21 protein-coding genes and 1 tRNA gene are annotated in these 25,901 nt (G+C 53.2%); 8 read left to right on the top strand and 14 right to left on the bottom strand.

What is annotated here, in order from left to right:
* Positions 1 to 27: 27 nt before the first annotated feature.
* The 5 genes from ACFPMF_RS10300 to ACFPMF_RS10280 all read right to left on the bottom strand — a co-directional run bounded on the left by ACFPMF_RS10300 (position 28) and on the right by ACFPMF_RS10280 (position 4,411).
* A complete protein-coding gene (locus ACFPMF_RS10300; RefSeq protein WP_379844062.1) occupies positions 28 to 672 on the bottom strand; it encodes a hypothetical protein in 645 nt (214 codons plus the stop codon).
* Between the two features lie 214 nt (positions 673 to 886).
* Positions 887 to 1,516, bottom strand: coding sequence for a hypothetical protein (locus ACFPMF_RS10295; protein ID WP_379844059.1), 630 nt, complete (start codon positions 1,514 to 1,516; stop codon positions 887 to 889).
* A 133-nt stretch (positions 1,517 to 1,649) separates the two neighbouring features.
* Positions 1,650 to 2,885, bottom strand: a complete 1,236-nt coding sequence (gene clpX / locus ACFPMF_RS10290) for an ATP-dependent Clp protease ATP-binding subunit ClpX (RefSeq protein WP_379844056.1) — start codon at positions 2,883 to 2,885, stop codon at positions 1,650 to 1,652.
* Positions 2,886 to 3,136: 251 nt separating this feature from the next.
* Positions 3,137 to 3,601 (bottom strand): heme-binding domain-containing protein, encoded by a 465-nt coding sequence (locus ACFPMF_RS10285; protein WP_379844053.1) that lies wholly within the window; start codon positions 3,599 to 3,601, stop codon positions 3,137 to 3,139.
* A gap of 135 nt (positions 3,602 to 3,736) precedes the next feature.
* Positions 3,737 to 4,411, bottom strand: a complete 675-nt coding sequence (locus ACFPMF_RS10280) for a ClpP family protease (RefSeq protein WP_111629419.1) — start codon at positions 4,409 to 4,411, stop codon at positions 3,737 to 3,739.
* A gap of 228 nt (positions 4,412 to 4,639) precedes the next feature.
* Between ACFPMF_RS10280 and ACFPMF_RS10275 the strand changes: the two genes are divergently transcribed.
* On the top strand, positions 4,640 to 5,038 hold the full coding sequence (locus ACFPMF_RS10275; protein WP_379844050.1) for a helix-turn-helix domain-containing protein: 399 nt from the start codon (positions 4,640 to 4,642) through the stop codon (positions 5,036 to 5,038).
* Between the two features lie 91 nt (positions 5,039 to 5,129).
* Here ACFPMF_RS10275 and tig read toward each other — a convergent pair whose 3' ends face one another.
* Positions 5,130 to 6,491, bottom strand: coding sequence for a trigger factor (tig, locus tag ACFPMF_RS10270; protein WP_379844047.1), 1,362 nt, complete (start codon positions 6,489 to 6,491; stop codon positions 5,130 to 5,132).
* 101 nt (positions 6,492 to 6,592) lie between these two features.
* Positions 6,593 to 6,674 (bottom strand) — tRNA-Leu (locus tag ACFPMF_RS10265).
* A 246-nt stretch (positions 6,675 to 6,920) separates the two neighbouring features.
* Here ACFPMF_RS10265 and ACFPMF_RS10260 point away from each other — a divergent pair.
* From ACFPMF_RS10260 to ACFPMF_RS10245, 4 genes are all read left to right on the top strand, one after another.
* Positions 6,921 to 9,167: a RelA/SpoT family protein gene (locus ACFPMF_RS10260; RefSeq protein WP_379844045.1), complete on the top strand. Its 2,247-nt coding sequence runs from the start codon at positions 6,921 to 6,923 to the stop codon at positions 9,165 to 9,167.
* A 116-nt stretch (positions 9,168 to 9,283) separates the two neighbouring features.
* On the top strand, positions 9,284 to 9,787 hold the full coding sequence (locus ACFPMF_RS10255; protein ID WP_379844042.1) for a Fur family transcriptional regulator: 504 nt from the start codon (positions 9,284 to 9,286) through the stop codon (positions 9,785 to 9,787).
* Between the two features lie 77 nt (positions 9,788 to 9,864).
* The gene (locus tag ACFPMF_RS10250; RefSeq protein ID WP_379844040.1) at positions 9,865 to 11,148 is read left to right on the top strand and encodes an adenylosuccinate synthase; all 1,284 of its coding nucleotides are present in this window, start codon (positions 9,865 to 9,867) and stop codon (positions 11,146 to 11,148) included.
* 100 nt (positions 11,149 to 11,248) lie between these two features.
* Positions 11,249 to 12,481, top strand: coding sequence for a sulfite oxidase (locus ACFPMF_RS10245; protein ID WP_379844037.1), 1,233 nt, complete (start codon positions 11,249 to 11,251; stop codon positions 12,479 to 12,481).
* A gap of 72 nt (positions 12,482 to 12,553) precedes the next feature.
* On the opposite strand, the gene rodA is transcribed toward ACFPMF_RS10245, so the two are convergent.
* The 4 genes from rodA to ACFPMF_RS10225 form a co-directional block, all read right to left on the bottom strand.
* Complete coding sequence (gene rodA, locus ACFPMF_RS10240; protein WP_379844583.1) at positions 12,554 to 13,783, bottom strand: rod shape-determining protein RodA; 1,230 nt, start codon at positions 13,781 to 13,783, stop codon at positions 12,554 to 12,556.
* A 77-nt stretch (positions 13,784 to 13,860) separates the two neighbouring features.
* Entirely contained in the window at positions 13,861 to 15,834 is a 1,974-nt protein-coding gene (gene mrdA, locus ACFPMF_RS10235) for a penicillin-binding protein 2 (RefSeq protein WP_379844035.1), read from the bottom strand.
* 139 nt (positions 15,835 to 15,973) lie between these two features.
* Entirely contained in the window at positions 15,974 to 17,011 is a 1,038-nt protein-coding gene (locus ACFPMF_RS10230; protein ID WP_379844033.1) for an SMP-30/gluconolactonase/LRE family protein, read from the bottom strand.
* A gap of 112 nt (positions 17,012 to 17,123) precedes the next feature.
* On the bottom strand, positions 17,124 to 19,592 hold the full coding sequence (locus tag ACFPMF_RS10225) for a TonB-dependent receptor plug domain-containing protein (RefSeq protein WP_379844031.1): 2,469 nt from the start codon (positions 19,590 to 19,592) through the stop codon (positions 17,124 to 17,126).
* A gap of 82 nt (positions 19,593 to 19,674) precedes the next feature.
* Here ACFPMF_RS10225 and ACFPMF_RS10220 point away from each other — a divergent pair, with 82 nt between their 5' ends.
* Positions 19,675 to 20,325 carry an oxidoreductase gene (locus tag ACFPMF_RS10220; RefSeq protein WP_379844029.1) on the top strand — a complete coding sequence of 217 codons (651 nt, stop codon included), beginning with the start codon at positions 19,675 to 19,677 and terminating at the stop codon, positions 20,323 to 20,325.
* A 7-nt stretch (positions 20,326 to 20,332) separates the two neighbouring features.
* A complete protein-coding gene (locus ACFPMF_RS10215; protein ID WP_379844027.1) occupies positions 20,333 to 22,252 on the top strand; it encodes a D-apionate lactonase family protein in 1,920 nt (639 codons plus the stop codon).
* Between the two features lie 107 nt (positions 22,253 to 22,359).
* Here the strand turns inward: ACFPMF_RS10215 and ACFPMF_RS10210 are convergent, their stop codons facing one another.
* Complete coding sequence (locus tag ACFPMF_RS10210; RefSeq protein ID WP_379844024.1) at positions 22,360 to 23,604, bottom strand: DUF6786 family protein; 1,245 nt, start codon at positions 23,602 to 23,604, stop codon at positions 22,360 to 22,362.
* Between the two features lie 83 nt (positions 23,605 to 23,687).
* Between ACFPMF_RS10210 and ACFPMF_RS10205 the strand changes: the two genes are divergently transcribed.
* Positions 23,688 to 24,128, top strand: a complete 441-nt coding sequence (locus ACFPMF_RS10205; RefSeq protein ID WP_379844021.1) for a GNAT family N-acetyltransferase — start codon at positions 23,688 to 23,690, stop codon at positions 24,126 to 24,128.
* A 3-nt stretch (positions 24,129 to 24,131) separates the two neighbouring features.
* Here the strand turns inward: ACFPMF_RS10205 and ACFPMF_RS10200 are convergent, their stop codons facing one another.
* Positions 24,132 to 25,190: a CHC2 zinc finger domain-containing protein gene (locus ACFPMF_RS10200; RefSeq protein ID WP_379844019.1), complete on the bottom strand. Its 1,059-nt coding sequence runs from the start codon at positions 25,188 to 25,190 to the stop codon at positions 24,132 to 24,134.
* Between the two features lie 141 nt (positions 25,191 to 25,331).
* Positions 25,332 to 25,868, bottom strand: a complete 537-nt coding sequence (gene atpH / locus ACFPMF_RS10195) for an ATP synthase F1 subunit delta (RefSeq protein WP_379844016.1) — start codon at positions 25,866 to 25,868, stop codon at positions 25,332 to 25,334.
* Positions 25,869 to 25,901 lie beyond the last annotated feature (33 nt).

Here is a 25,901-nt window from a genome sequence, read left to right as displayed (position 1 = left end):
AAAACATCCCGGAAAAGGTCCTGTTGGTTAGGCCTGGGCGAGCACGTCGACCAGAATCAGCACCAAACCGGCGATCAGCATCAGAAGACCGATTAAGGATAATACCGGGATCCCTAAAATGGTCAAAATTAAGCCGACAACGCCCAAAATGATCCCGGCCCGCAGGGTCCGGCTCATGGCTTTGGCCTCATCCGGAGCCAGCGTATTTTTTATCTTTTTGTCGATTTTCTTCATCATCATCCGCTCCGCCAGATTCATTTTATGCTTGGCGGTCGTCGTCGAAGCCGTCGTTTTGTCGGCTGATGCGGCTTTCGTGCTGGCTTCCGCTAACAGATTCTGGATGCGGGCCATGCGTTTTTCCACCCGCTTGTTTCCTGCCAGCTGGTTATCTTTACGGGCGACCACTTCCTGCAATTTCTGTTCAACATTTTTGAGGGCAGCCGCGGTCGTCAGCGGAGTTGCCTGTTCAGCGGGCGTTAAAGCCGGTGTTTCTTCCGTCACCGCAGCTACGCTTTCCGAAGGAGTCGAAACGACCTGGGGGGCCGAAACCTCCTGACGGCTGCCAAAGCGTTCGACCGGCATTTTCTGATAGGTGGCATAGGGACGACTACAAGCACTGAACAAGACGGACGTCAGCAGTGAATACACTGCCAGTTTGGAAAGTGTTCTCATGTAATTTGAAGTGGAGATTTAGATTAGTTATGTGTATTCGTTGTAACTAAGGGCAAAAAAGCAGAATGATTGGCATCCCTGCAAAACTTGGCCCTTTTTTTTACGCAAAAGTCGATCGACAAGGCGCTTTTTTTATTAACCGCACTTAAAAAAGGTCATTTTGCGTCAAATCAGGCCAGAAACCCGGTTTTCTGAACCGGGTTCAGGACGTTCATCAGACAATCAAGCCTACCAGCAGCAGGATCAGCCCCACCAGCAACAAGGTAGTTCCAATGGCATCCGAGGTGGTGGCCAGCAGAACAACCAACCCGATCAGGGCGACTAGGGCGCCGATCGTCACGATGATATTGACGGCTTTGGGAGCATTGGGGTTATGGGGAGCCAGGGCCCGTTTGATTTTTTTGTCGACATTTTTCAGCATCAGCCGCTCGGCCAGGTTGTGTTTTCTGGCGACTTTGGCCTGTTCCGCTTTCTGATCGCTCGACGAACCCAGCATCGCCTGGATGCGGGCCATGCTTTTTTGCAGTTTGTTGTTAACGACCTTGTTGGTGCTGCTGGCTACCACCTGATCGACGGCCTGCTGCGCTTTCGCAACTTCGGCGGCTGGTGATGGTGTAGTAGCCACCGTCGTCAGGGTGGGCGAAGGTGTTGAAGGTTCCAGAACCGCTTCCGGCGTTACGGCCTCAGCAACCGTTTCGACGGGGAGTGTGGTGGCGACGTTGCGTTTCTGGCTGGCAAAATGCTCGACCGGCATTTTTTGATACGTAGCGTAGGGACGGCTACAGGCGTTGAACAGAAGCGTGGCGATCAACGCGTAAAACACGTTTCGGAAACAGGTTTTCATACGGGATACAATTGAGTTTCGAAGGAAGCATGAAGGTTGCTTCGTATGCAAAAACTGTGTAAAACCGTATTTGTTCGTTTTCCCGAAAAAATCTGAATGCGCAGAACGGGCCGGACCCGTTCTGCGCATCGGATCAGGCTGCTGTGCGCAGCACGTGCAGGGACGATTTCCCGAATTTTTCCCGGGCGTAATCGCCGGTGATGGTCAACTCCCGGATGCCATCGGCGGATGGTAATTCGAACATCGCATCGGTGATGATCGACTCGCAAATGGACCGCAAACCCCGGGCGCCGAGGTTATACACCATTGCCTGATCGACCACGTAATCAAGGGCCGAATCGTCCCAGTGCAGTTTGATATCTTCCATCTGAAACAGCTTGGCGTACTGCTTCGTAATTGCATTTTTGGGTTCCGTCAAAATCCGGCGCAGCGCTTCGGCGCTTAGCGGTTCGAGATACGTCAAAACCGGCAGACGACCGATCAGTTCCGGAATCAGGCCGAAAGATTTCAGATCCTGGGCCGAAACGTGGCGCATCAGGTTGGAGCGTTCCAGGGTGTGATTCAACCGGCGGTCGCCCGAAAAACCGATAGGGCGGGCATTGACGCGTTTGCCAATGTGCCGGTCGATGCCGTCGAAAGCCCCCCCGCAGATAAACAGAATATTTTCGGTATTGAGGGCAATCATCCGCTGATCGGGATGCTTGCGTCCGCCCTGCGGTGGCACGTTGACAATTGAGCCTTCGAGCAGTTTCAGCATGGCCTGCTGAACGCCTTCGCCACTTACATCGCGGGTGATCGACGGATTGTCGGACTTCCGGGCAATTTTATCGATCTCATCGATATACACAATGCCGCGCTCGGCATTTTCAACGTTATAATCGGCGGCCTGCAGCAACCGCGTCAGGATCGTTTCCACATCTTCGCCCACGTAACCGGCTTCGGTGATCACGGTAGCGTCGGCGATGCAGAAGGGCACCTGGAGAATCTTGGCGATGGTCCGGGCCAGGTAGGTTTTTCCGGTTCCCGTATCGCCCACCATCACGATATTGGATTTTTCGATCTGAATCTCGTCGTCGGAAGGCGGTTGCATCAGCCGTTTGTAATGGTTGTACACGGCTACGGTCATCACCTTTTTGGCTTCGTCCTGCCCGATGATGTACTGATCGAGGTACTTCTTCATCTCCATCGGTTTGATGAGATTGAAGGTAGGGCGGTCTTCCGGATTGGATCGCTTGGGGCGGGTTTCTTCCAAAACAACCTGATGCCCCTGCTCGATGCAGAAGTTACAAATATGGGCGTCGATGCCCGAAAGCAGGAGTGTCACCTCGTTTTTCCGTCGTCCGCAGAACGAACAGCTCACTTGTGGCATATAAATTTTTCTAAACGGTATGAGTCTCGTTTGGATTTCCGTTGCCGGTTTCCGGCACAACCAATAAAAGCAGGATTTCTCTGGAGCCCGAAATCGTATCCAGACAAATATACTATAAATTTTGGTTGCGGTTTTTACACTTTATTGGGCCCTTGGCGGGCGCTCCGAAAAAAAGTGCCGTTGTGGCGTCAGAATGAGCCGGTTTTCCCGAAAAAGAAAAACCGGCGGTGGCTTTTTTTTTCAAGCGGTTTTCAAGGTTCGGGTTCCACCCCGAGTTTGGCGCGTTCGGTTTTGACCCATTCGATGATCTCCTGCTTCTGGGCGTCGCTCAAGTTGGCCTCCTCGTGCATGATCAGGTACGACGACAACGGCATGTGGTTTTCTTCAATTTCCTCGGCCACTTCTTCCAGTTTATGATCCATCCGTTTCCGGTCGTACTGGGCAAAATTGGAAAAATTAAGTTCGGCCTTTCCTTCCTTCACGTGATTCCCGAGCCACAAACCGATAGGATTGATGTGGGTATACCAGGGATAGGCGGTTTTGTCGGAATGACAGTCGTAGCAGGCGGTTTTCAGGGTCGTCATCACCGTCGGCGGCACATTCACAAAATGCGTCACGTCCTGGGGAGTATCGGCGACGCCCTCGTTCCGGGCCGGCCGGATAAACTGAATGCCAACCAGGACAATCAGAAGTCCGATGAGTATTTTTCGCTTCATGAGGAGATGGGAGTTAGGTGGTTAGGTTGCCGATCGGCTTCCTGATTAAAACGGCTTAAAAGTACGGGCTTTTTGTATACAAAAAACGGGAGCCGTTTTTGAGGGCTCCCGTTCTCCGGCACGGCTTGGTGTCTTTTATTTCTCGCGACGCAGCACTTCGTCGATCAACCCGTATTCTTTGGCTTCTTCGGCCCGGAACCACTTGTCGCGGTCGGAGTCTTTTTCCACCTGCTCTTTGGTTTTGCCGGAGTGCGACGCAATGATTTCGTACAGTTCATCGCGCAGTTTCACGATCTCGCGGGCGGTAATTTCGATATCGACCGATTGGCCCTGAGCACCGCCCGACGGCTGGTGAATCATGACCCGGGCGTGGGGCAGGGCCGAGCGTTTTCCGGCCGCACCACCGCAGAGCAAAACCGCTCCCATCGAAGCCGCCAGGCTCGTACAAACCGTGGCCACATCCGGCCGGACATACTGCATGGTGTCGTAAATACCCAAACCGGCATACACCGAACCGCCCGGGCTGTTGATGTACATCAGAATGTCTTTCTTGGGATCAGCCGATTCCAGGAACAGCAGCTGCGCTACAATGATGTTGGCAATATTATCATCGACCCCCATGCCCATGAAGATGATCCGGTCGGCCATCAGGCGGGAAAATACGTCCACCTCGCGGAAATTCATCGGACGTTCTTCAATCACCGAACGGGTCATATTTTCAACGGTATGGTTCATATAGCCGTCAACCGTCAGTCCGTTCAGGCCCATGTGGTGAACGGCAAATTTGCGGAATTCATTTCCTTGGTTCATACTATTATTCTGTCTGTTTTAGCGCAACGAAAATACAAACTTAACGTACTCTCGAAAATCCGGTTACTGGTCTTCTTCTTTTTTTACGCAACGACCGGAATTGACGACCGGCAGCACCGGTTGAAACCAACTTCCCCGTCGCCGTTGTTACGATACAAAAATGAGCAATCGAACCCGATTTTGATAGTCGGTTTGACTTATTATATTGTCAGAATTTCTTGAGAACGTATGAACATTAGCACCCAAATCCGTTTGTTGCGCCAGCAGAAGGGGTATTCGCAGGAAAATATGGCCGATATGCTGGGCCTTTCCACCACCGCATACGGCGACATCGAACGGGGCAAAACCGACCTTACGGTTTCGCGGCTACAACAGATTTCGACGGCTCTGGGGACCACCGCCCCCCAATTGCTTTCGGGCGAGCTGCATCCTTCCCCCGAATTATACCCCGCCGAAGTGGTTCACCAGGTCGAATCCTTGAAATCCGAACAGGAACGAAATGAACTCGAAATTGAAAAGCTCCGGCTGGAAGTAGCTTACTGGAAACGCAAAGCCGAAGACCTGGCGCTGGTCGAGGTGGTTCGCAGCCTCACTGCCCCCACCGAACGAAACCGAATCGGGTTCTGACCGACACCCGCAGCGGGTATAAACCCTGACGGCGGTGATCGCTCAAAACCCGATTCCTGAATGCTTAAAATGTAGGCTCTCTCGCCAGGGCTTATGCCTGGGGCTGGCGGGCGCTGACCAGTTCCTTAAACTCATCCACGGAAATCGTCCGCGGTTCCAGCGTCAGTTTGCTTTTGATGAGTTCAATCACCTTGTCGTCCGACATGCGGTTGTACATCTGCATGTAGTTATTGCCTTTCTCGTCCATCAGGTACTGCTGGGCAATCTTGTCGATGCTCTGGTTCATCTGCTCATCCTCACCGTAGAAGCCGAACTGTTCCCGCACCATCGACCGGGTTGCGTTCAGGACGTCCTCGTACGAAACGTTGATTTCGTTCTCGCTGGCGATTTTGTTTTTGATCAGTTGCAGTTTCACCGAGCGCGCAAACGCATCATACTGCTCCTCCACTTCGGCTTCGGTTATTTTGCCTTCGTTGGTTTCGAGCAGCCAGTTTTTCAGGAATTCATCGGGCAATGAAATTGAAATAGTGTCGAGCAGTACTTGCTCAATGTCAATCCGTTGCAGTGTCGTCGCTTCGCGGGCATAATTGCTCCGAATGATTTCCAGTACTTTTTCCCGGAACTGCTCCTCGTTTTCAACCGCATCTTTGCCGAGCACTTTGTCAAAAAAATCCTGACCGATTTCGGCGGGTTCGTTGCGCGTCACATCATCCACCGTGAACGTAAATTCACCTTCCAGACCGGCGGCTTCTTCGGCTTTCAGACCGGTTGCCAGCCCCCGCGATTTCTCGTCCGGGAACGCCTTCTGGATGTCAAACGTAACGGTATCCCCTTTTTTCAGGCCAATGAATTTCGCCAGTTCGTCGGCGGCAATCTGCTTGGTTGGCAGGGCGGTTTTGGTCTCGAACGGTTCTCCTTCCCCGTTGGCGTCCTGCTTCAGTTCGCCGTAGATCATATCGCCTTCCGCCGACTCATCCGCGTGCGAATGGCCGCTAAACCGGGTTTTCAGTTCTTCGATCGTGCTGTTCAGTTCGGCTTCACCCGCCTGAATCTCATACGCCGGCACCGGCGGCAGGGCGTCGAAATTCACTTCAAAGTCAGAAGCCAGCCCCAGATTGTAGATGAATTCGAATTCACTCTGGCTGTCCCAGTCGATGGCATCGGCCTGTTCGCGGTCGGGCAACGGATCGCCCACGACCTGTAATTTATTGTCGCGGATGTAGTTGTTAACCGTATTTTTCAGCAACTCGTTGATCTCCTCCACCAGCACACTCCGGCCGTACATTTTCTGAATCAACGAGGGGGGCACTTTCCCCGGACGGAATCCTTTGATGCTGGCCCGGCGGCCATAGTCTTTCAGTTTCTTATCGACTTCCGGCTGATAATCACTTTTCGACAGCTTGATTTTCAGCGACGCATTGGTTTCCGTTGATTTCTCTAATGCAATTTCCACGATGTAATTATTAAAAGAGTGAAAGAGCGAAAGAGTGGAAGAATGAAATACGTACCGAAGCCGATTCGCTCTTTCACCCTTTCACTCTTTCGTTACTTTAGTACGGGCGGAGGGACTCGAACCCCCATGCCTTGCGGCACCAGATCCTAAGTCTGGCACGTCTACCAATTTCGCCACGCCCGCAAATACCACTTGCTCCCGATCCGACGTTATGACTCTGGCGGCTCCTCTTCGAATCACCCAATCAAATCGCCTTCTCGTATTTTGGCCTGCAAAAGTACGAATGATTTTGGTACTACACAACCTATTCGCACAGGAGGATTATTTTTTGACGGTATCCTTTGAATTGCTGCGACCGATATTTTATATTAGTGTATATCCTGCATCCCGGATGGGATGCAGCGTATAACGAAAGAAGGCCACCCTCTTATGAATATAACCGCGGAACCGGTCAATGAGCTTGATCTGGAACGGAAAGAAATATTGAAGCGCTACCGGCGTCTGTTACGGGAAGCGAAACCGATGTTGAAGGATAATGACGCCAAGCTGATCAAGAAGGCGTTTAATACGTCGCTCGAAGCCCACCAAAGCATGCGACGCCGGTCGGGCGAACCGTATATTTATCACCCCCTGGCTGTTGCTCAGATTGCGGTCGAAGAAATCGGGCTGGGGACGACCTCGATCGTGGCTGCACTCTTGCACGATGTGGTCGAAGATACCGAGATGACCATTTCCGATATCGACCGGCTTTTTGGGCCGAAAGTCGCACGGATTATCGACGGGCTGACCAAAATTTCGGGCAAATTCGAATACGGCACGTCGCAGCAGGCCGAGAATTTCCGCAAAATGCTCCTGACGCTGTCGGACGATGTGCGGGTGATTCTGATTAAACTCGCCGACCGGCTGCACAACATGCGGACGCTCGATTCGATGCCGCGCGACAAGCAGCTCAAGATTGCCTCCGAAACCATTTACATCTACGCTCCCCTCGCCCACCGGCTGGGGTTGTACGCCATTAAGTCGGAGCTGGAGGACCTGTACCTGAAGTACGCCGAACCGGAGGCTTACAAAGACATTGCCCAGAAACTCCGGGAAACCAAAGCCTCCCGCGACCGGTTCATTGCCCGGTTTATCGAGCCGATTGAAGCGGATCTCAAAGAATTGGGGTATGATTTTGTGATAAAAGGACGTCCGAAATCCATTTATTCCATTTACAATAAGTTAAGCAAACAGAAAAAACCGTTCGAAGAAATCTTCGATCTGTTTGCGATCCGGATTGTGCTGAACGTGGCGCTGGAACACGAAAAAAACGCGTGCTGGCAGGCCTATTCGGTCGTAACTGATCACTACAAACCGAATCCCGACCGGCTGAAAGACTGGATCAGTACGCCCCGCGCCAATGGGTACGAATCCCTGCATACGACGGTCATGAGTAAAGCCGGGCAGTGGGTGGAAGTACAGATTCGGACCGCCCGAATGAACGAAATCGCCGAAAAAGGCTACGCAGCGCACTGGAAGTACAAAGGCAACGAAACCCAGACCGCCAAGGGAATTGAATCCTGGATCAGTCAGGTCCGCGAAATGCTCGAATCAGCCAGCAACGAAAAAACCGCAGCCATCGAGTTTCTCGACGATTTCAGGAGCAATCTTTACAGCGAAGAAGTCTTTGTGTTTACGCCCAAAGGTGATCTGAAAGTATTGCAACGCGGGGCCACCGCCCTCGATTTTGCCTTCGACATTCACACCCAGATCGGAGCGCGGTGCATGGCGGCTAAAGTCAATACGACCCTGGTGCCGCTGAGCCACGTGCTGAACAATGGCGATCAGGTTGAAATCATTACCTCGAACAAGCAAAAACCGAACGAGGACTGGCTGCGGTTTGTGGTCACCTCGAAGGCCAAAACCAAAATCAAGGACCTCATCAAGGAGGAGAATAAGCAGCATATCACGGACGGGCGCGAAATGGTGGCCCGGAAGCTGAAAACGCTGCGTCTGGAAATGACGAACGAAGTCCTCAACCAGCTTCGGGCGTATTTCGGCTCCAAAACGTCCAACGATTTCTTTTACCGCGTTGGCAAGGGACATATCGATATCCAGGAACTGAAGCGGTTCAAGTCCGACAAGGAAGCCAAGGAAAACCGGCAGAACAAACTCAACACGGACACGCTGCAGGACGGCAAGCAGTTTGAAAAAGAACTGAAGAAAATCCACGGTGAACGGGCCGATGCCGATATGTTGCTGATCGGTGAAGACATGGACCGGATTGATTACACCCTGGCCAAGTGCTGCAACCCGATTTCGGGCGACGACGTATTCGGTTTTGTGACGGTGAACGAAGGCATCAAAATTCACCGGACCACCTGTCCCAACGCCGTCGAACTGATGTCGAACCACGGCAACCGGATCATTAAGGCCAAATGGACCTCCCAGCGCGACCTGGCCTTTCTGGCCGGCTTACGGATCACGGGCACCGACCGCGTCGGGCTGGTCAACGACGTTACCAAAATCATCAGTAACGAACTGCACATCAATATCCGTTCGATCACTATCGATTCGAAAGACGGAATCTTTGAAGGAACTCTGAAGTTATACGTTCATAATACGCGACACCTGGAAGAGTTGATGAAAAAACTCGAAAAAGTAGACGGAGTCGTGAAAGTAGCTCGGTTTGATTAATTTTGTATTTCGTAAGCGTGTTTAGGGCTTGAATGCGGTGGGTTGAATCCGTAATTTTCTGATCATTATCCTGCTGAACCTCCTGCTCCAATCTCTAAACCCATATTTGAGAAGTTATGCCAGTAGCGAAACAAGCCAATCTTGAGGCCGCAAGAAAGATTTTTACGGCTTATCTGGAAAGCAAAGCCCTTCGGAAAACTCCGGAACGCTTCGCCATTCTGGACGAAATCTACAACCGCGAAGACCATTTTGATGTGGACGAACTCTACATCTCGATGAAAAATAAAAAATACCAGGTCAGCCGGGCCACGGTTTACAACACGCTCGACGTCCTGGTAGACTGTGATTTGGTAACCAAACACCAGTTTGGCAAAAACCTGGCCCAGTACGAAAAATCGTACGGCTATAAACAGCACGATCACATCATCTGTACGGACTGCCACCACGTGATGGAATTCTGCGACCCCCGCGTGCAGAACATCCAGTCGCTGGTTGGGGATATGCTGAAATTCAACGTCATGCATCACTCGCTGATTTTCTACGGCAGTTGTCAGCGTGATGCGTGCGAAAACCGCACCAGAAACGAGGAAGAACAGGCCCTACAGGAACACGGCGAATAACGGCGACCGTCTGACTATTACGCTTCAACGACAAAGACCGACTTCATGAACGCAGTCTTTATCTTTAACTATTTATTATGGTAGATGTATTACTCGGCCTTCAATGGGGCGACGAAGGCAAGGGGAAAATTGTGGATGTACTAGCCCCCCAGTACGAAGTAGTGGCCCGGTTTCAGGGTGGTCCCAATGCGGGTCATACGCTGGAATTCGACGGTTTCAAGCATGTGTTGCACCAGATTCCGTCGGGTATTTTCCGGGGGGATATCAAAAATATCATTGGCAACGGTGTCGTTCTCGACCCCATTGTTTTCCGGAAAGAGATCGACGGTTTAGCCAAATACAAGCTTGATCTGACCAAAAATCTCTTTATTTCCAAGAAAGCGTCGATTATTCTGCCGACTCACCGGCTGCTCGATGCCGCGTATGAGCAGGCCAAGGGAGACTCCAAAATCGGCTCCACCCTGCGCGGGATTGGCCCGACCTACCAAGACAAAGTAGCCCGGCAGGGCTTGCGCGTGGGCGACATTCTCTCGCCCAATTTCCGGGCTAAATACGATAAACTCGTTAGTATTCATAAAATCACGCTGGATCACCACCAGTTTGATTATCAGTCGGTTCTGCCACAGGCAGAGGCTGAGTTTTTCGATGCGGTGGAGTTCATGAAGCAATTCCAACTGGTCGAAAGCGAGTACGAAGTAAACCGGTCGCTGAACGCCAGTCAGAAAGTCCTGGCCGAAGGGGCGCAGGGTTCCCTGCTCGACATCGATTTCGGCTCCTACCCGTTTGTGACCAGTTCGAATACGATGACGGCGGGTGCCTGCACCGGTTTGGGCATCGCTCCCCGACAGATTGGTGAAGTCTTCGGGATTTTCAAAGCCTACTGTACGCGCGTCGGGAGTGGCCCCTTCCCCACCGAACTGCTGGACGAAACCGGCGAGCGGATGCGGGCCGAAGGCCGGGAATTTGGTGCCACCACAGGACGCCCGCGTCGGTGCGGCTGGCTCGATCTGCCCGCGCTGAAATACGCCATCATGATCAACGGAGTCACGCAACTGATCATGATGAAAGTTGACGTGCTGAACATTTTTGAAACGATTAACGTCTGTACGCATTACCAGTTGCCCGATGGCACGCTCACCGAGCAGTTGCCTTACGATCTGTGCGATACGGCCGTAACGCCGATTTATAAAGAATTCAAAGGCTGGCAAACCGCCCTGACGGATTTCCATACGTTTGAAGAAGTACCCGCTGAACTGGCGGCTTACATCGATTTTCTGGAAGCCGAACTGCACCTGCCCATCAGCTTTATTTCGACCGGGCCGGATCGGGAAGCCATCATTCACCGCGAAGCCGTGGTGTAAGTCGTGCCGGATTTATGGCAACCACCACGTAATCGACCTGCCGGGATTTACCTTGGCAGGTCTTTTTTTGCTATTTTTGACGTCTTAAACCCAACTTTCAATGGACCATTCTTCGTTTTCCGACCGTCGGGGTTTTCTCAAAAAAAGCACACTGGCCACGATAGCCGGTTTTTGGGGTACCAAAATCGCCTTTGCCGAACACCTGCCTGCCAACTACGTGCCGCTGGTTTTTGCCGAGCCCAATCCGATGGTGGCCAAAGACAAAGACATGACGGTTTTGAACGATAAACCCTGGAATGTCGAAGCACCGGCTCACCTGCTCGACGATGCAATCACCCCCGCCAATAAGATGTTTATCCGCAACAACGGTCTGATTCCGGAGCACATTGATGTCGCGAACTGGAAGCTGACGATTAACGGAGAATCGGTAAAAGCCCCCAAAACCTATACCTTAAACGACCTGAAAAAGCGGTTCAAGACCTATACGTACCAGCTGGTTCTCGAATGCGCCGGAAATGGGCGGGCGGGTTACGTTCCCCAGGCTGCTGGCAACCAGTGGACCGATGGTGCCGTCAGTTGTGCCGAATGGACCGGCGTTCGCCTGAAAGACATTCTGGCCGACGTGGGCCTGAAGGACGATGCGGTTTATATCGGTTATTACGGCAAGGATCTGCACGTGAGCCAGGATCCGACCAAGCCGGTCATTTCGCGGGGCGTTCCCATGAAAAAAGCCCTGGAAGATGAAACCCTGATTGCCTGGGCCATGAATGGGCAGGATATTCCCCTGACACACGGTTTTCCGCTCCGGCTGGTGATTGGCGGCTGGCCCGCTTCCGTTTCGGGTAAATGGCTGCATACCCTTTCGGTACGAAATAAAGTACATGACGGCGCCAAAATGACCGGCAAAAGCTACAAAGTGCCGATCAATCCCGTTCCGCCGGGTGTCGATCCACCGGAAGATCAGTTCAAAATTATTGAATCCATGCCGGTAAAATCCCTGATTACGTTTCCCAAAACCGGTGCCACCGTTGACTTCGGGCAATCCATTCCGCTGCGCGGCCATGCCTGGGCGGGGGATCGGTCGGTCAAATCCATGCAGATCTCCTTCGATTTTGGCAGTACCTGGCAAAGCTGTAAACTACAGCCCCCCAAAAACCGCCTGGCCTGGCAACACTGGACCCTCGACCTGAAATTGCCCCGGAAAGGTTATTACGAAATCTGGGCGCGGGCGGTCGACGATGCGGGGGTTTCGCAGCCGATGGTGATGCCCCAATGGAATCCAGAAGGTTACTGCAACAACGCCTGTCACCGGATTGCGGTGAAAGTGGTCTGACGGTTTTCAGTATACGGTATACGGTTTTAGTGAATGGCGGTTCTTGGTTTCTGAAAACCGTATACCGAAAAGCTACCGCGTAAACATGCCGACCCGCCGGGAATCCAGTTTCAGGAAAATAAAGAGCAGAATCGAAAACGACCAGAGCGATGACCCGCCGTAGCTGAAGAACGGGAGTGGAATTCCTATGACGGGCATCAGCCCAATCGTCATGCCGACGTTGATCATGAGGTGGAAAAAGAGAATCCCCGCCAGCGAGTAGCCATACACCCGCGCAAAACGCGTTCGTTGTTTTTCGGCCAGAATAACAATCCGGCACAACAGGAAAACAAACAAGCTTACCACGATCAGGCTCCCGACAAAACCGTGTTCTTCACCGATCGTGCAGAAAATGAAGTCCGTACTCTGTTCGGGAACGAAGTCAAATTTGGTCTGGGTCCCTTCCAGAAAACCTTTCCCCTGAAGCCGCCCGGACCCAATGGCAATCTTGGCCTGTGTCACATTCCAGCCCGCCCCCAGCGGATCAGCCGCCGGATTGATCAAGACTTTGATCCGGTTTTGCTGGTGTTTCTGCAGAACACTATTCACAAAAAAGTCGACCCCGGCCACGACCGCAATCATCGAGAAAGCCGTAATACCAATGACCATAATATTCTGAAAGGATCGCTGGTAGCGGGGCGTCAGGAAAATAGCCACAATACCAAGCGCCAGAATGGCCACAAACAAATACAGCTTCGGGACAATCAGCGTCAGAATGAAGAGCGTAATGACCACAATGGCAATCAGCGGATAAATCCCCGGCAATCCTTCGCGGTATAGCATGATGATGAAGGACGCAAACACCAGCATCGACCCGGTTTCATTCGAAGCAATGATGAGCAAAGCGGGCAAAGCGATGATGCCGACGCACCAGAGCTGGTCTTTCAGCTTGGTCAGGTTAACGTTCGGATAATCGATGTACCGGGCCAGCGCCAGGGCCGTTCCCAGTTTGGCAAATTCGGCGGGCTGGATGGAAAAACCGCCGAATTTGAACCACGACCGCGATCCGTTGACGTTCGAGCCGGCCACCAACACCAGCAGCAACGACAGAATGGTAATCCCGTAAATTACAAAGGCAAAAGTATCCCAAAACCGGTAGTTGATGACCAGAATGGCAATAATCAACAAAACCGTGGTGCCGATCCACATCAACTGCTTTCCGGCATTGGTCGATAAATCGAACAGACTCGTTTGGGATTCCGGGCTATAAACGGCTGCGTAAACATTTAGCCAACCCATTAACACACAGGCTATATACAGCATGAGTGTCACCCAATCGATGTTTTGCGTAATCTGTGGTTCGCGCGAAACCAAGGGAATATAGAATGATTAATGATGAATTAATTTCCGTTCGCGGTGACCGATTGGGCCACCAGTAAGTTGGGTTCCGCCGGGCTTGCCGTCCGCTGCGGGGCGGTTTTCACGATCAGCGGTTTTGCCGCCGAATCCCGGGGTGTTTCAATTTTTTTAGGAATGGGTGCAGGTTTCTTGGGAGGGGTGATGGCCGGCAGGTAGTTCGCTTCTTTTATTTTCTTTTCCAGTGCCAGATTATCGACGCGCCGTTTGATGTATTTTTCAATTACGAGGGAGGCCACCGAAGCCGCAGCCACCCCACCCCAGCCCGCGTTTTCCACAAACACGGCGATGGCAATTTTGGGATTCTCGCGGGGCGCAAAGGCCACAAAAATCGAATGATCCTTTCCTTTTTTGTTCTGGGACGTCCCGGTTTTTCCGCACATGGTGATACCCGGAATGATGGCCCCTGCCGTAACGGTTCCGTGCTCAACCGCCCCCTGCATGCCTTCGGCGACGTACTCGAAAAAGGCGGGGTTAATGCCTACATCGCGTTTTTCGAGGTATTTCGGATCGATGCCCTCACCCGGTTTGCCGATTCCGGCCACCAGATGGGGAGTATAAAACCAGCCCCGGTTGGCAATAATAGCCGCTACGTTCGCCATTTTCAGGGGCGTAATCAGCAACTCGCCTTCGCCAATGCTGAGCGAATAAATCGTGGAAAATTTCCAGCGTTTCTCACCGTACATCCGGTTGTAATAATCCGCATCGGGCAAATTCCCTTTCCGTTCACTCGGCAAATCGATTCCCAACTGCTGTCCGATTCCGAATTTGGCCACCATATCGTGCCAGTGGTGCAGGCCCATCGCCGATGCCTTGAAGGTATTGCGCTCCGAGTTGTTATACAGCAGCCGCCGGAAAACGTGGTAGAAGTAGGGGTTGCAGGAATACTGAACGGCCCCCGACAGATTCAGACGACCGGACCGGTTGCAGTGGCACTTCATCGGAACGCCCGCGTGGCTGAAAATCGAACTGGGCAAAACCGCACCATCTTGCAGGGCCACCAGACTCTGAATCAGCTTGAACGTTGAGCCGGGCCGGTAACTCGCCATGACCGGGCGGTTGATCAGCGGTTTATACGGGTTTTTCGCCAGTTGCGAATAACTTTTGGAAAAATACCGGCTCGATAAAATATTGGGATCATACGTCGGTGCCGACACCATCGCCAGAATCTGGCCGGTCGACGGTTCGATGGCCACCACACTGCCCACCTTGTTCTGCATCAGCGTGTCGGCATATTGCTGAATTTCGACATCGATGCCGGTATAAAGGTTTTTACCCGCAACCGCCAGCGAATCAAAGGCCCCATTTTTCCAGGACCCTTTCGGTACGGCGTGCACATCCTGCATTACAAACTTGATGCCCCGCTGCCCGCGTAATACCGATTCGTACTGTTCCTCCAGTCCGCTATGGCCAATGTAATCACCCTGCCGGTAGTAGGGCGTCTCCTGCTCATCGAGTTGCTTTTTGCTGATTTCGCTCACGTACCCCAGCGCATTGGCCAGGGTGCGCGCCGGGTAAGTCCGGGTCGAACTGGTTACGTGTTCGAACCCTTTATAATCCACCAGGGCATCCTGAATCCGGGCAAAATCCTCCTTGGACAACTGCCGCAAAAACAACGAGGGTTTGTTGGACGAATAGGCTCTGGCACTCGCCATAATGCTGTCGAATTCGGGGCGCTCCAGTCCCATCAACTGACAGAAGGCTACCGTATCCGGAATGTATACTTTTTTAGGAGTGACGTATAGATCGTAAACCGGATTGTTGTATACGATGAGTTTCCCGTTGCGGTCGTAGATCTGGCCACGATACGGAATCTCGATCACCCGTTTGATGGAGTTACTCGACGACTCCAGCGAATAACTGTCATCCAGAATTTGCAGATAAAACAAACGCGCCAGATAGACCAGCCCAACCAGACAGAAAACGCCGATGACAATGTATTTTCTGTTCTCAAGCATAACTCTTTATCCCGTAAATCCTTTCCTCACGATTCGTGCCAACTTAGTTACAAATATAACGAGAGAAGGCGTAGGACTGATGAATCAAACGGTAAGAATTAAGAGTTATTTTACGGATACCGAACCGGTTTTTCGGTTGTCAGAATCCTTTGGCCAGCGTTTTGATCCGGATCAGGTACATATCCGCCGTGATATAGAGCGTAGAACCCTCGTTGCCAAATGCACAGTTGGCCGTCGCAACGCCGGTTCGGATACGCCCCAGCAGTTTACCCGGTCCATCGGGCCGGTCGGGTGCAATAATCAGAATGCCCCCCGGACCGCTTGACCAGACAACCCCACTTTTATCGACTTTCAGGCCATCGGGTAAACCGGGCAGCTTCTGCTTCACCCCTTCGGTGGCGTCGTAAAAAATCCGGCCTTTGCCCACGGTTCCGTCGGTCTGCACGGGATAGGCCATAATATACGGTTTTTCGGGATCAGACTGCGCGATGTATAACGTTTTTTCGTCGGGCGAAAAGGCAATGCCGTTCGGCCGGGTCAGGTCGTCGATGAGCAGGGTCACTTTGCCGTCGGGAGCCACCCGGTAAACGCCGTGAATGCTCAGCTCCCGGGTTTTGGTATCGTTCTCGCGGCCCGGCAAGCCATACGGCGGGTCCGTAAAATAGACACTGCCATTGGAGTGCGGGGCCACGTCGTTGGGGCTGTTGAAGCGTTTTCCGCCGTACGTATCGGCCAGCGTTTTCTTCCCGCCCGACACGCCATCCAGCCCCAGCGCCGAAATCCGCCGGTCGCCATGTTCCGCCGAAATCAGTCGGCCTTTGCCATCCAGTGCCAGCCCGTTGCTGCCCGGTTCGCCCCCGTAAGCCGCCACGCCGGTGTAGCCCGACGGTTTCATGAACGGCTTGCATCCTTCTTTTTCCGACCATTTAAAAATGGTGTTCTGGGGCACATCCGAAAACAGCAGATAGCCGTCCGCATTCCCGGCTCCTTTCACCCAAACCGGCCCTTCGGACCAGTCAAACCCACTGGCCAGCACCTCCAGCCTGGCGTCTTTCGCCAGCAGGGCATCCAGTTTCGGATCCAGACGCTCGATCGAACCGAGGGAGGGATAGGGCGTTTGGGCCAAGGTCAGGCAACTGCTTGCCGCCAACAGCACCGACAGCATACTTTTTTTCATAGCATTTCGATAAGGGTTCAGGGTGGTAAATTACAAATTAAAACCGGTTTACCGTAGTTGGCTTCCGGTTGACTAACGCACCCAACCAGCGAGTACCGTAACCAGTAAACCGTCATTTTACTTCAAAAACCGCTTTTCCCACGCCCGGTCGGCCGTCGACAGAAGCCCCTTCAACCAGCAGGCGAATCGGGCTGCGGGCATCGGAAGCAAAAAAAGTCACCTGCGCTTTGCCGTCCTCTCCGGTCTGGATCATCGGAGCCCAGTGCAGCGTCGGACGGTAGTCCGGGCGAACGTGTTCGGGCTTCGGCTGGTCGTATTTGGGCGCATAAAATTCGCGGGCCAGCCGAAAACCGGGTAAGATTGCCACCAGCGTGCCAGGCACTTTCTCCTGGGTATAGTCGTAATTGGGCGACCCCCGTTTGGTGTATACCGCAATCACGCCCCCACTCGCCCGACTGCCGAAAATGGCCGCATTGGCCCCTTTCAGGACATCGATGTAATCAACGTCAAAAACCGGAATCGACACGATGCTCGATTTATCGACCGGTACGCCGTCCAGCGTAAACAGTGGCTCAACCACGCCCTGAAAATTGACCGACCCGCGAATCTGAACCGTCGGATTCATGGCGCTGCCCGACACGCTCACCCCCGCAATCCGGCCCCGTAGCAAATCCAGCACGTTCATGGCGCCCCCCATCATCGTTTGATCGACTTTCAGCGTATTGCTGGCCTGACCGTAAATCTTCCGCGAATCCGCCGGCGCTTCCTTCTTTTTCCGGACGGTGACTTCCTTCAGTAAAATCTCGCGGTTTTGCCGGATTTGCCGTTCAATATCCAGGTATTCTTTGGCCCGTTTCAGATAATCCGCCAGCTCGTCGCGCTGGAAAACCAGCGGGTTATACGGAACCTGGGTTACGGTGAGCGTCGGGCTGTAAAATTCATTCAGTTTCACGTCCACATTCCGGTTATTTTTGCCAATGGTCGCCTGAATCAGTACCTTGGTTGAATCGAGGATATTCAGCCCCTGCACAATAAACCGCCCGTTCTCGTCGGATTCACCCGCCAGCACATCCCGCGAGCTGTCGGGCTGCATCACCATAAAAGTCAGGTTAGCCACGCCGGACGCTTTCTGATTGGCCCGGACCACCTGCCCCGAGAACGTCAGGCCTTCTTCGATGGGGTATTTAGCCGGAACATACGACTCCTGCAGAACCTCTTTCCAGACAAACCGGCGCCAGCCTTGCGTCATCATTAGCACATCCAGATCGGGCACGCGTTCTTTGTTCGCCGGATTAAAGTAATAACCGGGTTGCTCGATGGTGCCTTTCAGGTCGGAACTCAGCAGCAGGTACGAAACCAGGTCGGTGGCATAGGGTTCCTTCTCCAGCACCTGGGCCGCATCGGTGGCCGCCAGCGACAGATTGGCCCGAACCGGCGCGCCACTGGCGTCCGTTACGGCCACATCAACCTGCACTTTTTCGCGCGGGCTGAACACCGGTTTCGACGGTTTCAGGTGGATGGTCAGCCGGTTATTCTTATCCACAAACACCAGCCGTTCGCAAACCGGCTGATTGGTTTCGTCGAACAGGGTAATCTGCGAAATCCCGTCCGGGAATAATTGCCGCGCGATCTGCATCACCACCGCCTTCTTGCCGACGTCGCCCAGCGCTACCTGGATCGGTTTTCCGCGCGATTGGGCAATGAGTGTAAACTTGCCCTGCACGCTGGCCGGTTTGTTATTTTTGATGTATACCCGAACATTATCCCGGTTTGTTACATTGTCGACGACCATAACGTACCCTTCCGGACGGGCTTCGGGCAGCGGAAACGTGTGCATACTGCCATCGGCGAGTTTAACGAAAGCCGTATAGAGCTGCCCGGTTTCCGGTTTTAGGGGGAAGTGCCCCATCCCCAGGTGTTTCGACGAAAAACCGCTCACGGTATCCTTTGCCGAATTGAGTACAAAACCGGAAGCATCCAGACCTTTGCCCGCCGGACTGGTCACTTTAAACGCCACCCGCCCTTCAATGCCGTTGATCAACTGCCCGCCTTCCGGGAAAAACTGCACATCGGGCCGGGGCATCGTGGGTTGCCCCGTCACCGGTGGGCCATTGTCCGCGTCGGTTCGCAGCAGGGTAAGCGGTTTAGTGAAAAAATAATCTTCAGAAAAATTCCGCATCCAGCCCGTGTAGGCCCGCAGCAGATAGCCGCCCGACGCCAGCGAATCACCCAGTGCGATGTCACCGGTCGCGTAGCCATGCTCCACCGGCAGCACCCGGTGAACCATCACTTTCCGGCTGTCAATCTGCACCAGATCGACGTAGACCACTTTACTGACAGAATCGGCCTGGTGCAACGGGCCGTCGAATAAATACGCCTTTATCCAGATCGTTTCGCCAACCGTGTAATACGGTCGGTCGGTCTGAACGTAGACTTTCTCTTTCGGAAACGCCGAGTTGAAAGCCTGTAAGCGCTCGACCAGACGGGTCGGAAAATCGGGATCGGCCCCGCCAAACGCCAGCAGGACCGGAAGGGCGATCAGCCAGTAAAAGCGACGGAACGAAGGCTCTAGTCGACTCATTGAGTAGTTTTTTGAGAAAAGATGGTTAAAAAACAAATACTCGCCTATAAATTAGTATTCTTTAACAGAAATTTCCCCACGAATGACCCAACCACCTTCAAAAACCGCCCTTGTTATCGGAGCGACCGGACTGATCGGCACCGCATTGACGCACCGCCTGGTCGATACGGCCGCGTACGAAAAAGTAAAAGTATTAGTGCGGCATTCGCTGGGTTGGCAACATCCTCGTTTACAGGAAATTCAGTACGACTTTGATCACCCGAACGGCCTTTTGGTCCAGGCTGACGACATTTTCTGCTGCCTCGGCACCACCCTGAAACAGGCGGGTTCGCGCGAAGCGTTTCGAAAAGTTGATTACCAATATCCCTTAGACGTTGCCAGGCAGGCTTTGGTCAACCAGGCCCGGCAATTTTTACTGGTTTCCTCCCTGGGGGCCAATCCTAATTCCTCATTTTTCTACAACCGGGTCAAAGGCGAACTCGAGCGCGACCTCAGTGCGCTGGACTACCCGACCCTACTGATTTTCCGCCCCTCGCTCCTGCTCGGCGACCGGAAAGAATTCCGGCTGGGCGAACGCATCGGCGCCGGGCTGATGCGGTTATTGAATCCGCTGATTCCCGCCCGTTACAAAGGCATCCGCGCCGAACGCGTCGCTACGGTGATGTGTCAGAAAGCGCAACAGGAACTGGTCGGAAAGCATATCTTTGAATCGGATCAGTTGCAGTCATTCTAAACCCATTATGAATTCAACCTCCCTGATCCGGTACGGCCTGAACGAGCCGTTACCGGAACCCCGTATTCTCCGCGCCGGCCCGCTTACAATGCTGTACGACCGGGGGTTTCTGCGGTACATCCGCCTGGGCGACCACGAAGTGCTGCGGATGATGTACCATGCCATTCGTGACCACAACTGGGCAACGGCAACCCATACCATTACCGACGAATTCATTGAGCAACAGGACGATTCGTTTCACATTCGCTATACCTGCGAATGCCGCAACGAAACCATTCAGTTTCGCTGGCAGTGCGAACTTGTCGGCGAACCCGATGGCACGATCCAGTTCAATATCGACGGGGAAGCGCTCACGGAATTTCGCCGGAACCGTGCCGGTTTCTGCATTCTGCACCCGATTCCGGAGTGCAACGGGCAAGCCTGTACACTGACGCATCCCGACGGCAGCCAGTCGGTGGCGACCTTTCCGGAAGCCATCAGCCCGCACCAGCCGTTTTTCAACATTCGCGAAATGCAGTGGCCGACGGTCAACGGCGGTTCGGCGGTCCTGTGGTTTGTGGGCGATGTGTTCGAAACCGAGGACCAGCGGAACTGGACGGATGCTTCCTACAAAACCTACTGTACTCCGCTGGCCAAACCGTTTCCGGTAACGCTCCGGCCGGGCGATACCGTGCAGCAATCGGTCGAACTGCGGCTGGTTGGGCCGGATGCCCTGCCCCTGACGGCTCAATCCACTGCTTCCGAAACCGTTGTTTCGGTCGAATCCTCAACCCTGGTTTTGCCCGCCATTGGCCTCGGAAGCAATGCCAAACCGCTAACGACATCGGCCGTGGATCTTCTCCGGGAAGGCGGTTTTCAGCACCTGCGGGTGGAGGTCAATTTTCAGCAACCGGACTGGATCGATGAACTGCAAAAAGGAATTGAAGACGCTACCCGACTGGGTATCAATCTGGAGCTTGTGCTGCTTTTTAATCAGTTGGCTAACTTCGAACTGTATACCTTTCTGAAACAACCCATTGATCCGGATCTGGTTGCATCGGTTTTGATTCTCAGCAATTACACCAAAACAACGCCAACTTCGCTGATCGACCAGGTGGTTTCGCCCCTGCGGCAGGCTTTTCCCAAGGTCCCAATCGGTGCCGGAACCAATGTTTTTTTTGTGGCCGTTAACCGGGAAACCCCCGCGCTCGATGCCGTCGATTTCATCGGTTATTCGGTGAGTCCGCAGGCCCATGCCGTTGATTGTCTGACCGTAATGGAAAATACGGCGGCCCAGTCCGACACCGTTCGGGATGCTCGTCGCTGGATTCCGGACGTGCATGTTTCGCCCGTCACGCTCCGCCCGCGTTTCAATCCCGATGCCACCGGTGACGAACCGGTTTCGGATTCCGTTCAAATGCCTTTCTCGACCGATCCCCGGCAAATGGCACTGTTCGGAGCCGCCTGGACGGTAGCCAGTCTGAAAAATCTGATGCAGGCCGGAGCCCGGTCGCTTACCTATTACGAAACCATCGGCGAACAGGGCATTTTGCAGGGCGATTCGCCCTCGGCCTACCCCAACGAGTTTTTGGCCGAAGCCGGCATGGTGTTCCCGATGTATTGGGTTTTCAGAACCGTCAATCGTTTCCGGGCCGGACGAGTGATTCCAACCGTCAGCCAGCGACCGCTCCAGGTTGAAGCGATGTGTCTGGAAAACGACGGAAAAACCGCCCTGATCCTCGCCAACCTGACGGATGAGGTTCAGCCGGTTTCGGTACCGGTCAGGCAGGCGGTTTTTCAGCGGACAATCGATGAAACCACGTTTGCCCGGGCCTGTTTTTCCCCCGCTACGTTTTGGGAAGAAACCGGCCAGCCTATACCCGCGAACGGGGATGAGAACCTGCGGTTTTCGCTAAAACCCTACGCTACGGTTTTTCTGGAATGGTGACCCAATCTCCGGAAGAACGCCCTGCCACGTAGCCAGAACGCTTCTCCGGCGATTGGTTACTCCGAAGGATCAAAAATATTCTTTCGGGAAACAACCGGAATCCGGTTTTAGAACGCGTTCACGATTTCTTCCAGCGAAACCCCCAGCCACTGCCGGGCTATTTTATCCAACTGCGCGTCGTCGCCCTGAATGTGTAAGGTCGTGTGCGTATGTGTCAGCCGACCGCCGGGTTGCAAGGCGGCTGCGGGCGACGAGCTTTCCAGTTCGTAAAATTTACCCATCTGCGGCTGACCCGGTTTCATCGGGCCATCGTTGTAGGAGTTGGCCACATCGCCCGCGTACGGCTCTTTCTGAATTTCCCAGGCCGAATTCACGTAGTCCCGATTGGCGGGATTGAACGTAAACAGCACCAGCGTTAGCGTCTGCGAACCGGGATCGTAGCTACCCAGGCGGTTTTTGGCGCGGGCGGGCGGCACGCCGATTTTACCCCGTTCGTTGGCATCGGCCCGGAAAAAAGCCACGCTGTCTTTCTGGATCAGCCGCGAAGCGGGTACTTTCCCAAAATAGCTGTCGTTAATGGCCGGTCCCTGGCCGGGTTGAAACGGAACCACGATGGTAGCTTCCGGCGAAGCGTTGTACATACCCAAAATCCAGATCGACAGCAAGCCTTTCTCTTTCGTCCACGGGTTTTGGCCTTTGTTGATCAGCGTATTGACGGATTCGACCCCGACCATTTTCAGCGAATCGTTCGACGGCAGGTCAATTTCGCCCAGCGTCTGCCGAATCTGCTCACCCCCCAGGAGGTGAACGTCCCGTTCAACGCCCACGCTGAATTTTGCTCCGGAGTAATTGGTTAACTCAAACTCTTTCGAAAACCGGGCCGACCGATCGTCCTTCGAAACCAGCGTAAACGGTTCGGAGTCGATGGGCGCGGGCGTCTGCCAGTTGTCGCCGTTGAATTCTGCCCCCGGTTTAAAATAAATGGCAAATTGCCCGCCTTCCGGCCCAAGCCAGAACCGGTCTTCACCCCCGAAAGCATTCATATGCGGCACCCGTTTGCCCGATTCGATCAATTCCCGGTTGATCCAGCCGTAGCTCGTTTGGCCGTCGGCGGTACTGGTCATGATGCGCCCCTGATAAGCCGGACAGATCAGTACTTCGGCCGAGCCGTCTTTCAGGGTAACTAAATCGGGGTGGTATTTCTGGAGAAAAGCTGCGTCAGAAGCAAACATGTTGGTTGGGGTTGATTCAGTAGAAGTGGTTTTGTCGGTGTTTTTTGAGGAGTTGGACTGGCAGGCCATGACACCCGCCAGAATGAGTAAAATTGCCCATTGGTTTAATTTTTTCTTCATCTTGGTTTAGGATTCATCAGAATTTCCCGAAATTTAACCACATCTTAGCCACTTCCCGAAAACCCTACGAATCTTTATCCGACATGAACATTACTGCCCACATCCGTCCGGCTGATCATCAGGATGTTGCGACACTTTACCGGTTTATTTGTGAATTGGAAGAATGTCAACTGAATGCCGTTGCTTTCCGGGCGGTTTTCCAGAAAAACCTCACTGACCGGCGCGTCCATTACCTGGTTGCCGAAGTGGACGGTGACGTGGTTGGGTTCATCAGCTGCCACGTTCAGTACCTGCTGCACCACACGGGTAAAGTCGGTGAAATTCAGGAGTTATACGTCATGCCTGAATACCGGAACCAGCAAATTGGCCGGCAGTTGGTGGCCGCGCTGGAAGAACTCGCGGAAGCGCACGGTTTTGTCAACCTGGAAGTAACAGCCAATCAAAAACGAACAAACACCCACCGGTTTTACCAGCAACTGACCTTCCGGCCGTCGCATTTCAAGTTTGTGAAGGAATTTCAATAACCTTCATTCCCGCTTCGAAAAATAGTCATTTACGTCTTTGTAGCCTGCTTTCACCATTTTGACGTGGGTTGAGATCCGGTAGTGGCTGAACAGTTCACTGTAGTCGCGGGCGGCTTTCTGACCGGCCGCGTCATTGTCGAAGTAAAAGCAGATTTCGAACCGGCGAAATAATTTCATCCACTCCCGTTTGAACATCGTCGCGCTACCCAGACTGACGGCGGGCATCCCTTCCTGCATGAGCGTCATGCAATCAAAAGCTCCTTCGGTAACATACAACGTCCGGCCGGTTTTGAGGACATCCATCACATCCGCATTGAACAACTCGACCGGCACCCCGCTCAGAAACTGGTAGCGCGAAACCGTTTCGGTCGGCTGGCCGATGACCCGGCCCTGCAAAAAGACGATGCGCCCCTTCCGGAAATAGGGAATCACGATGGGATGGCGGTAAAAAATCAGGTTCCCTTTTTCGTTGAACAGGCCGCATTCCTGCAAATCCAGCAGATTATAGGTTCTCCGCAGGTGAGCCTGGGCCGTCTGGTAATCGTTGACCGTAAGGATGCGAAACCGGCGTAAGGTCGACTCCGAAAAACCGCGTTCCGTCAGGTACTTCCGGGCGTCTTCATGGACCGGACCGGCGGGTTGCGTCTCACAAACGCGCTGGAAATCTTCGTAAATAGCACTGTGCAGGGGTTTGTAGACATAGGCATTTGTATCCGACGGCAATGCCATCTTCTCCGGTTTTACCGGGCCAGCGGCCTGGATTTTTTTCAGATGGCCGCGCTTGTAGAGTTCCGGTTTGTAATCCGGCAAATAATTGAAGGCCAGTTCGTGCATAGCCCCCGTATACTCCAGATTGGCCACACCGGCATAGAAATGAATCACATCACCGTGGCGGCCACAGCCAAAACAGTGGTACGAATTGGTCTGGGGATAGACCACCAGCGAAGGTGTTTTTTCGGCATGAAATGGGCAGATAATCTTGCGGTTTTCCTGCAAAACATAGCCCAAGTCCGCCACCAGGCGGATAATGTCGATTGCTCGGGTTTGCGCCAATAAATCCATTCAACGGGCTTTTGCCAGGCATGATAACAAAAAAACCTGTAAGCCTCAAAGACCTTACAGGTTTCGTTTAAAAAGAAGAGAGACCAGCGGAGAAAACGGTTGTCCCTTTCCTCGCTGGTCTCTCTCTGCAAATCGATTCGATTAATTCAGAAAGCCCAACCGGAGTTCAGCCAACTGGCTCCGGATCGAGGCATCGATCTGGCGATCACCAACGCGGAGAATATAACCGCCGATCAGGTTCGGATCCGTTTTTTCTTCCAGTTCGATTTGTTTGCCGGTCGCTTTGGCAACGATGTCGATGAATTGTTTCCGGAGTTCGTCAGTCAGGGGTACCGTCGTGATGACCTGTACTTTCTGAATGCCTTTCAGGTCATTGTATTGCCGGACAAACTCGTCCGCAATGATGTCCATGATGCCCTCCCGGTTCTTCTTCGAAATGATATTGAAGATCGAAAAAGATAACGGATCGACCCGTTTTTCAAAAACCGCCCGCAACACGGCCAGCTTTTTCTCGTGCCGTAAAATCGGGCTTTTCAGCGCCAGCATCAGGTCGCGGTTCTGACCGACTACTTGCCGAAAAAACGACATATCTTTATATACTTCCTCGACCTTTTGCTTTTCCTGAGCCAGGTCAATGAGGGATTTCGCGTATCGGAACGCAACGGTAGACTCTGCCATCTTTGAGAGTAATGAGTTAAGCGTTAAGAATTA

The organism is Larkinella bovis (genome assembly GCF_042655385.1).
Lineage (GTDB): Bacteria > Bacteroidota > Bacteroidia > Cytophagales > Spirosomataceae > Larkinella > Larkinella bovis.
This window is presented reverse-complemented; position numbering and strand designations above follow the sequence as displayed.

Coding starts and splice junctions, on each gene's coding strand:
- ACFPMF_RS10210 (WP_379844024.1), bottom strand. CDS start 23,604: ATGAAGAAAAAATTAAACCAATGGGCAATTTTACTCATTCTGGCGGGT.
- ACFPMF_RS10220 (WP_379844029.1), top strand. CDS start 19,675: ATGACCCAACCACCTTCAAAAACCGCCCTTGTTATCGGAGCGACCGGA.
- ACFPMF_RS10205 (WP_379844021.1), top strand. CDS start 23,688: ATGAACATTACTGCCCACATCCGTCCGGCTGATCATCAGGATGTTGCG.
- ACFPMF_RS10250 (WP_379844040.1), top strand. CDS start 9,865: ATGGTAGATGTATTACTCGGCCTTCAATGGGGCGACGAAGGCAAGGGG.
- ACFPMF_RS10300 (WP_379844062.1), bottom strand. CDS start 672: ATGAGAACACTTTCCAAACTGGCAGTGTATTCACTGCTGACGTCCGTC.
- ACFPMF_RS10230 (WP_379844033.1), bottom strand. CDS start 17,011: ATGAAAAAAAGTATGCTGTCGGTGCTGTTGGCGGCAAGCAGTTGCCTG.
- clpX (WP_379844056.1), bottom strand. CDS start 2,885: ATGCCACAAGTGAGCTGTTCGTTCTGCGGACGACGGAAAAACGAGGTG.
- rodA (WP_379844583.1), bottom strand. CDS start 13,783: ATGCTGTATATAGCCTGTGTGTTAATGGGTTGGCTAAATGTTTACGCA.
- ACFPMF_RS10275 (WP_379844050.1), top strand. CDS start 4,640: ATGAACATTAGCACCCAAATCCGTTTGTTGCGCCAGCAGAAGGGGTAT.
- ACFPMF_RS10255 (WP_379844042.1), top strand. CDS start 9,284: ATGCCAGTAGCGAAACAAGCCAATCTTGAGGCCGCAAGAAAGATTTTT.
- mrdA (WP_379844035.1), bottom strand. CDS start 15,834: ATGCTTGAGAACAGAAAATACATTGTCATCGGCGTTTTCTGTCTGGTT.
- ACFPMF_RS10295 (WP_379844059.1), bottom strand. CDS start 1,516: ATGAAAACCTGTTTCCGAAACGTGTTTTACGCGTTGATCGCCACGCTT.
- ACFPMF_RS10285 (WP_379844053.1), bottom strand. CDS start 3,601: ATGAAGCGAAAAATACTCATCGGACTTCTGATTGTCCTGGTTGGCATT.
- ACFPMF_RS10215 (WP_379844027.1), top strand. CDS start 20,333: ATGAATTCAACCTCCCTGATCCGGTACGGCCTGAACGAGCCGTTACCG.
- ACFPMF_RS10280 (WP_111629419.1), bottom strand. CDS start 4,411: ATGAACCAAGGAAATGAATTCCGCAAATTTGCCGTTCACCACATGGGC.
- ACFPMF_RS10260 (WP_379844045.1), top strand. CDS start 6,921: ATGAATATAACCGCGGAACCGGTCAATGAGCTTGATCTGGAACGGAAA.
- atpH (WP_379844016.1), bottom strand. CDS start 25,868: ATGGCAGAGTCTACCGTTGCGTTCCGATACGCGAAATCCCTCATTGAC.
- ACFPMF_RS10245 (WP_379844037.1), top strand. CDS start 11,249: ATGGACCATTCTTCGTTTTCCGACCGTCGGGGTTTTCTCAAAAAAAGC.
- ACFPMF_RS10200 (WP_379844019.1), bottom strand. CDS start 25,190: ATGGATTTATTGGCGCAAACCCGAGCAATCGACATTATCCGCCTGGTG.
- ACFPMF_RS10225 (WP_379844031.1), bottom strand. CDS start 19,592: ATGAGTCGACTAGAGCCTTCGTTCCGTCGCTTTTACTGGCTGATCGCC.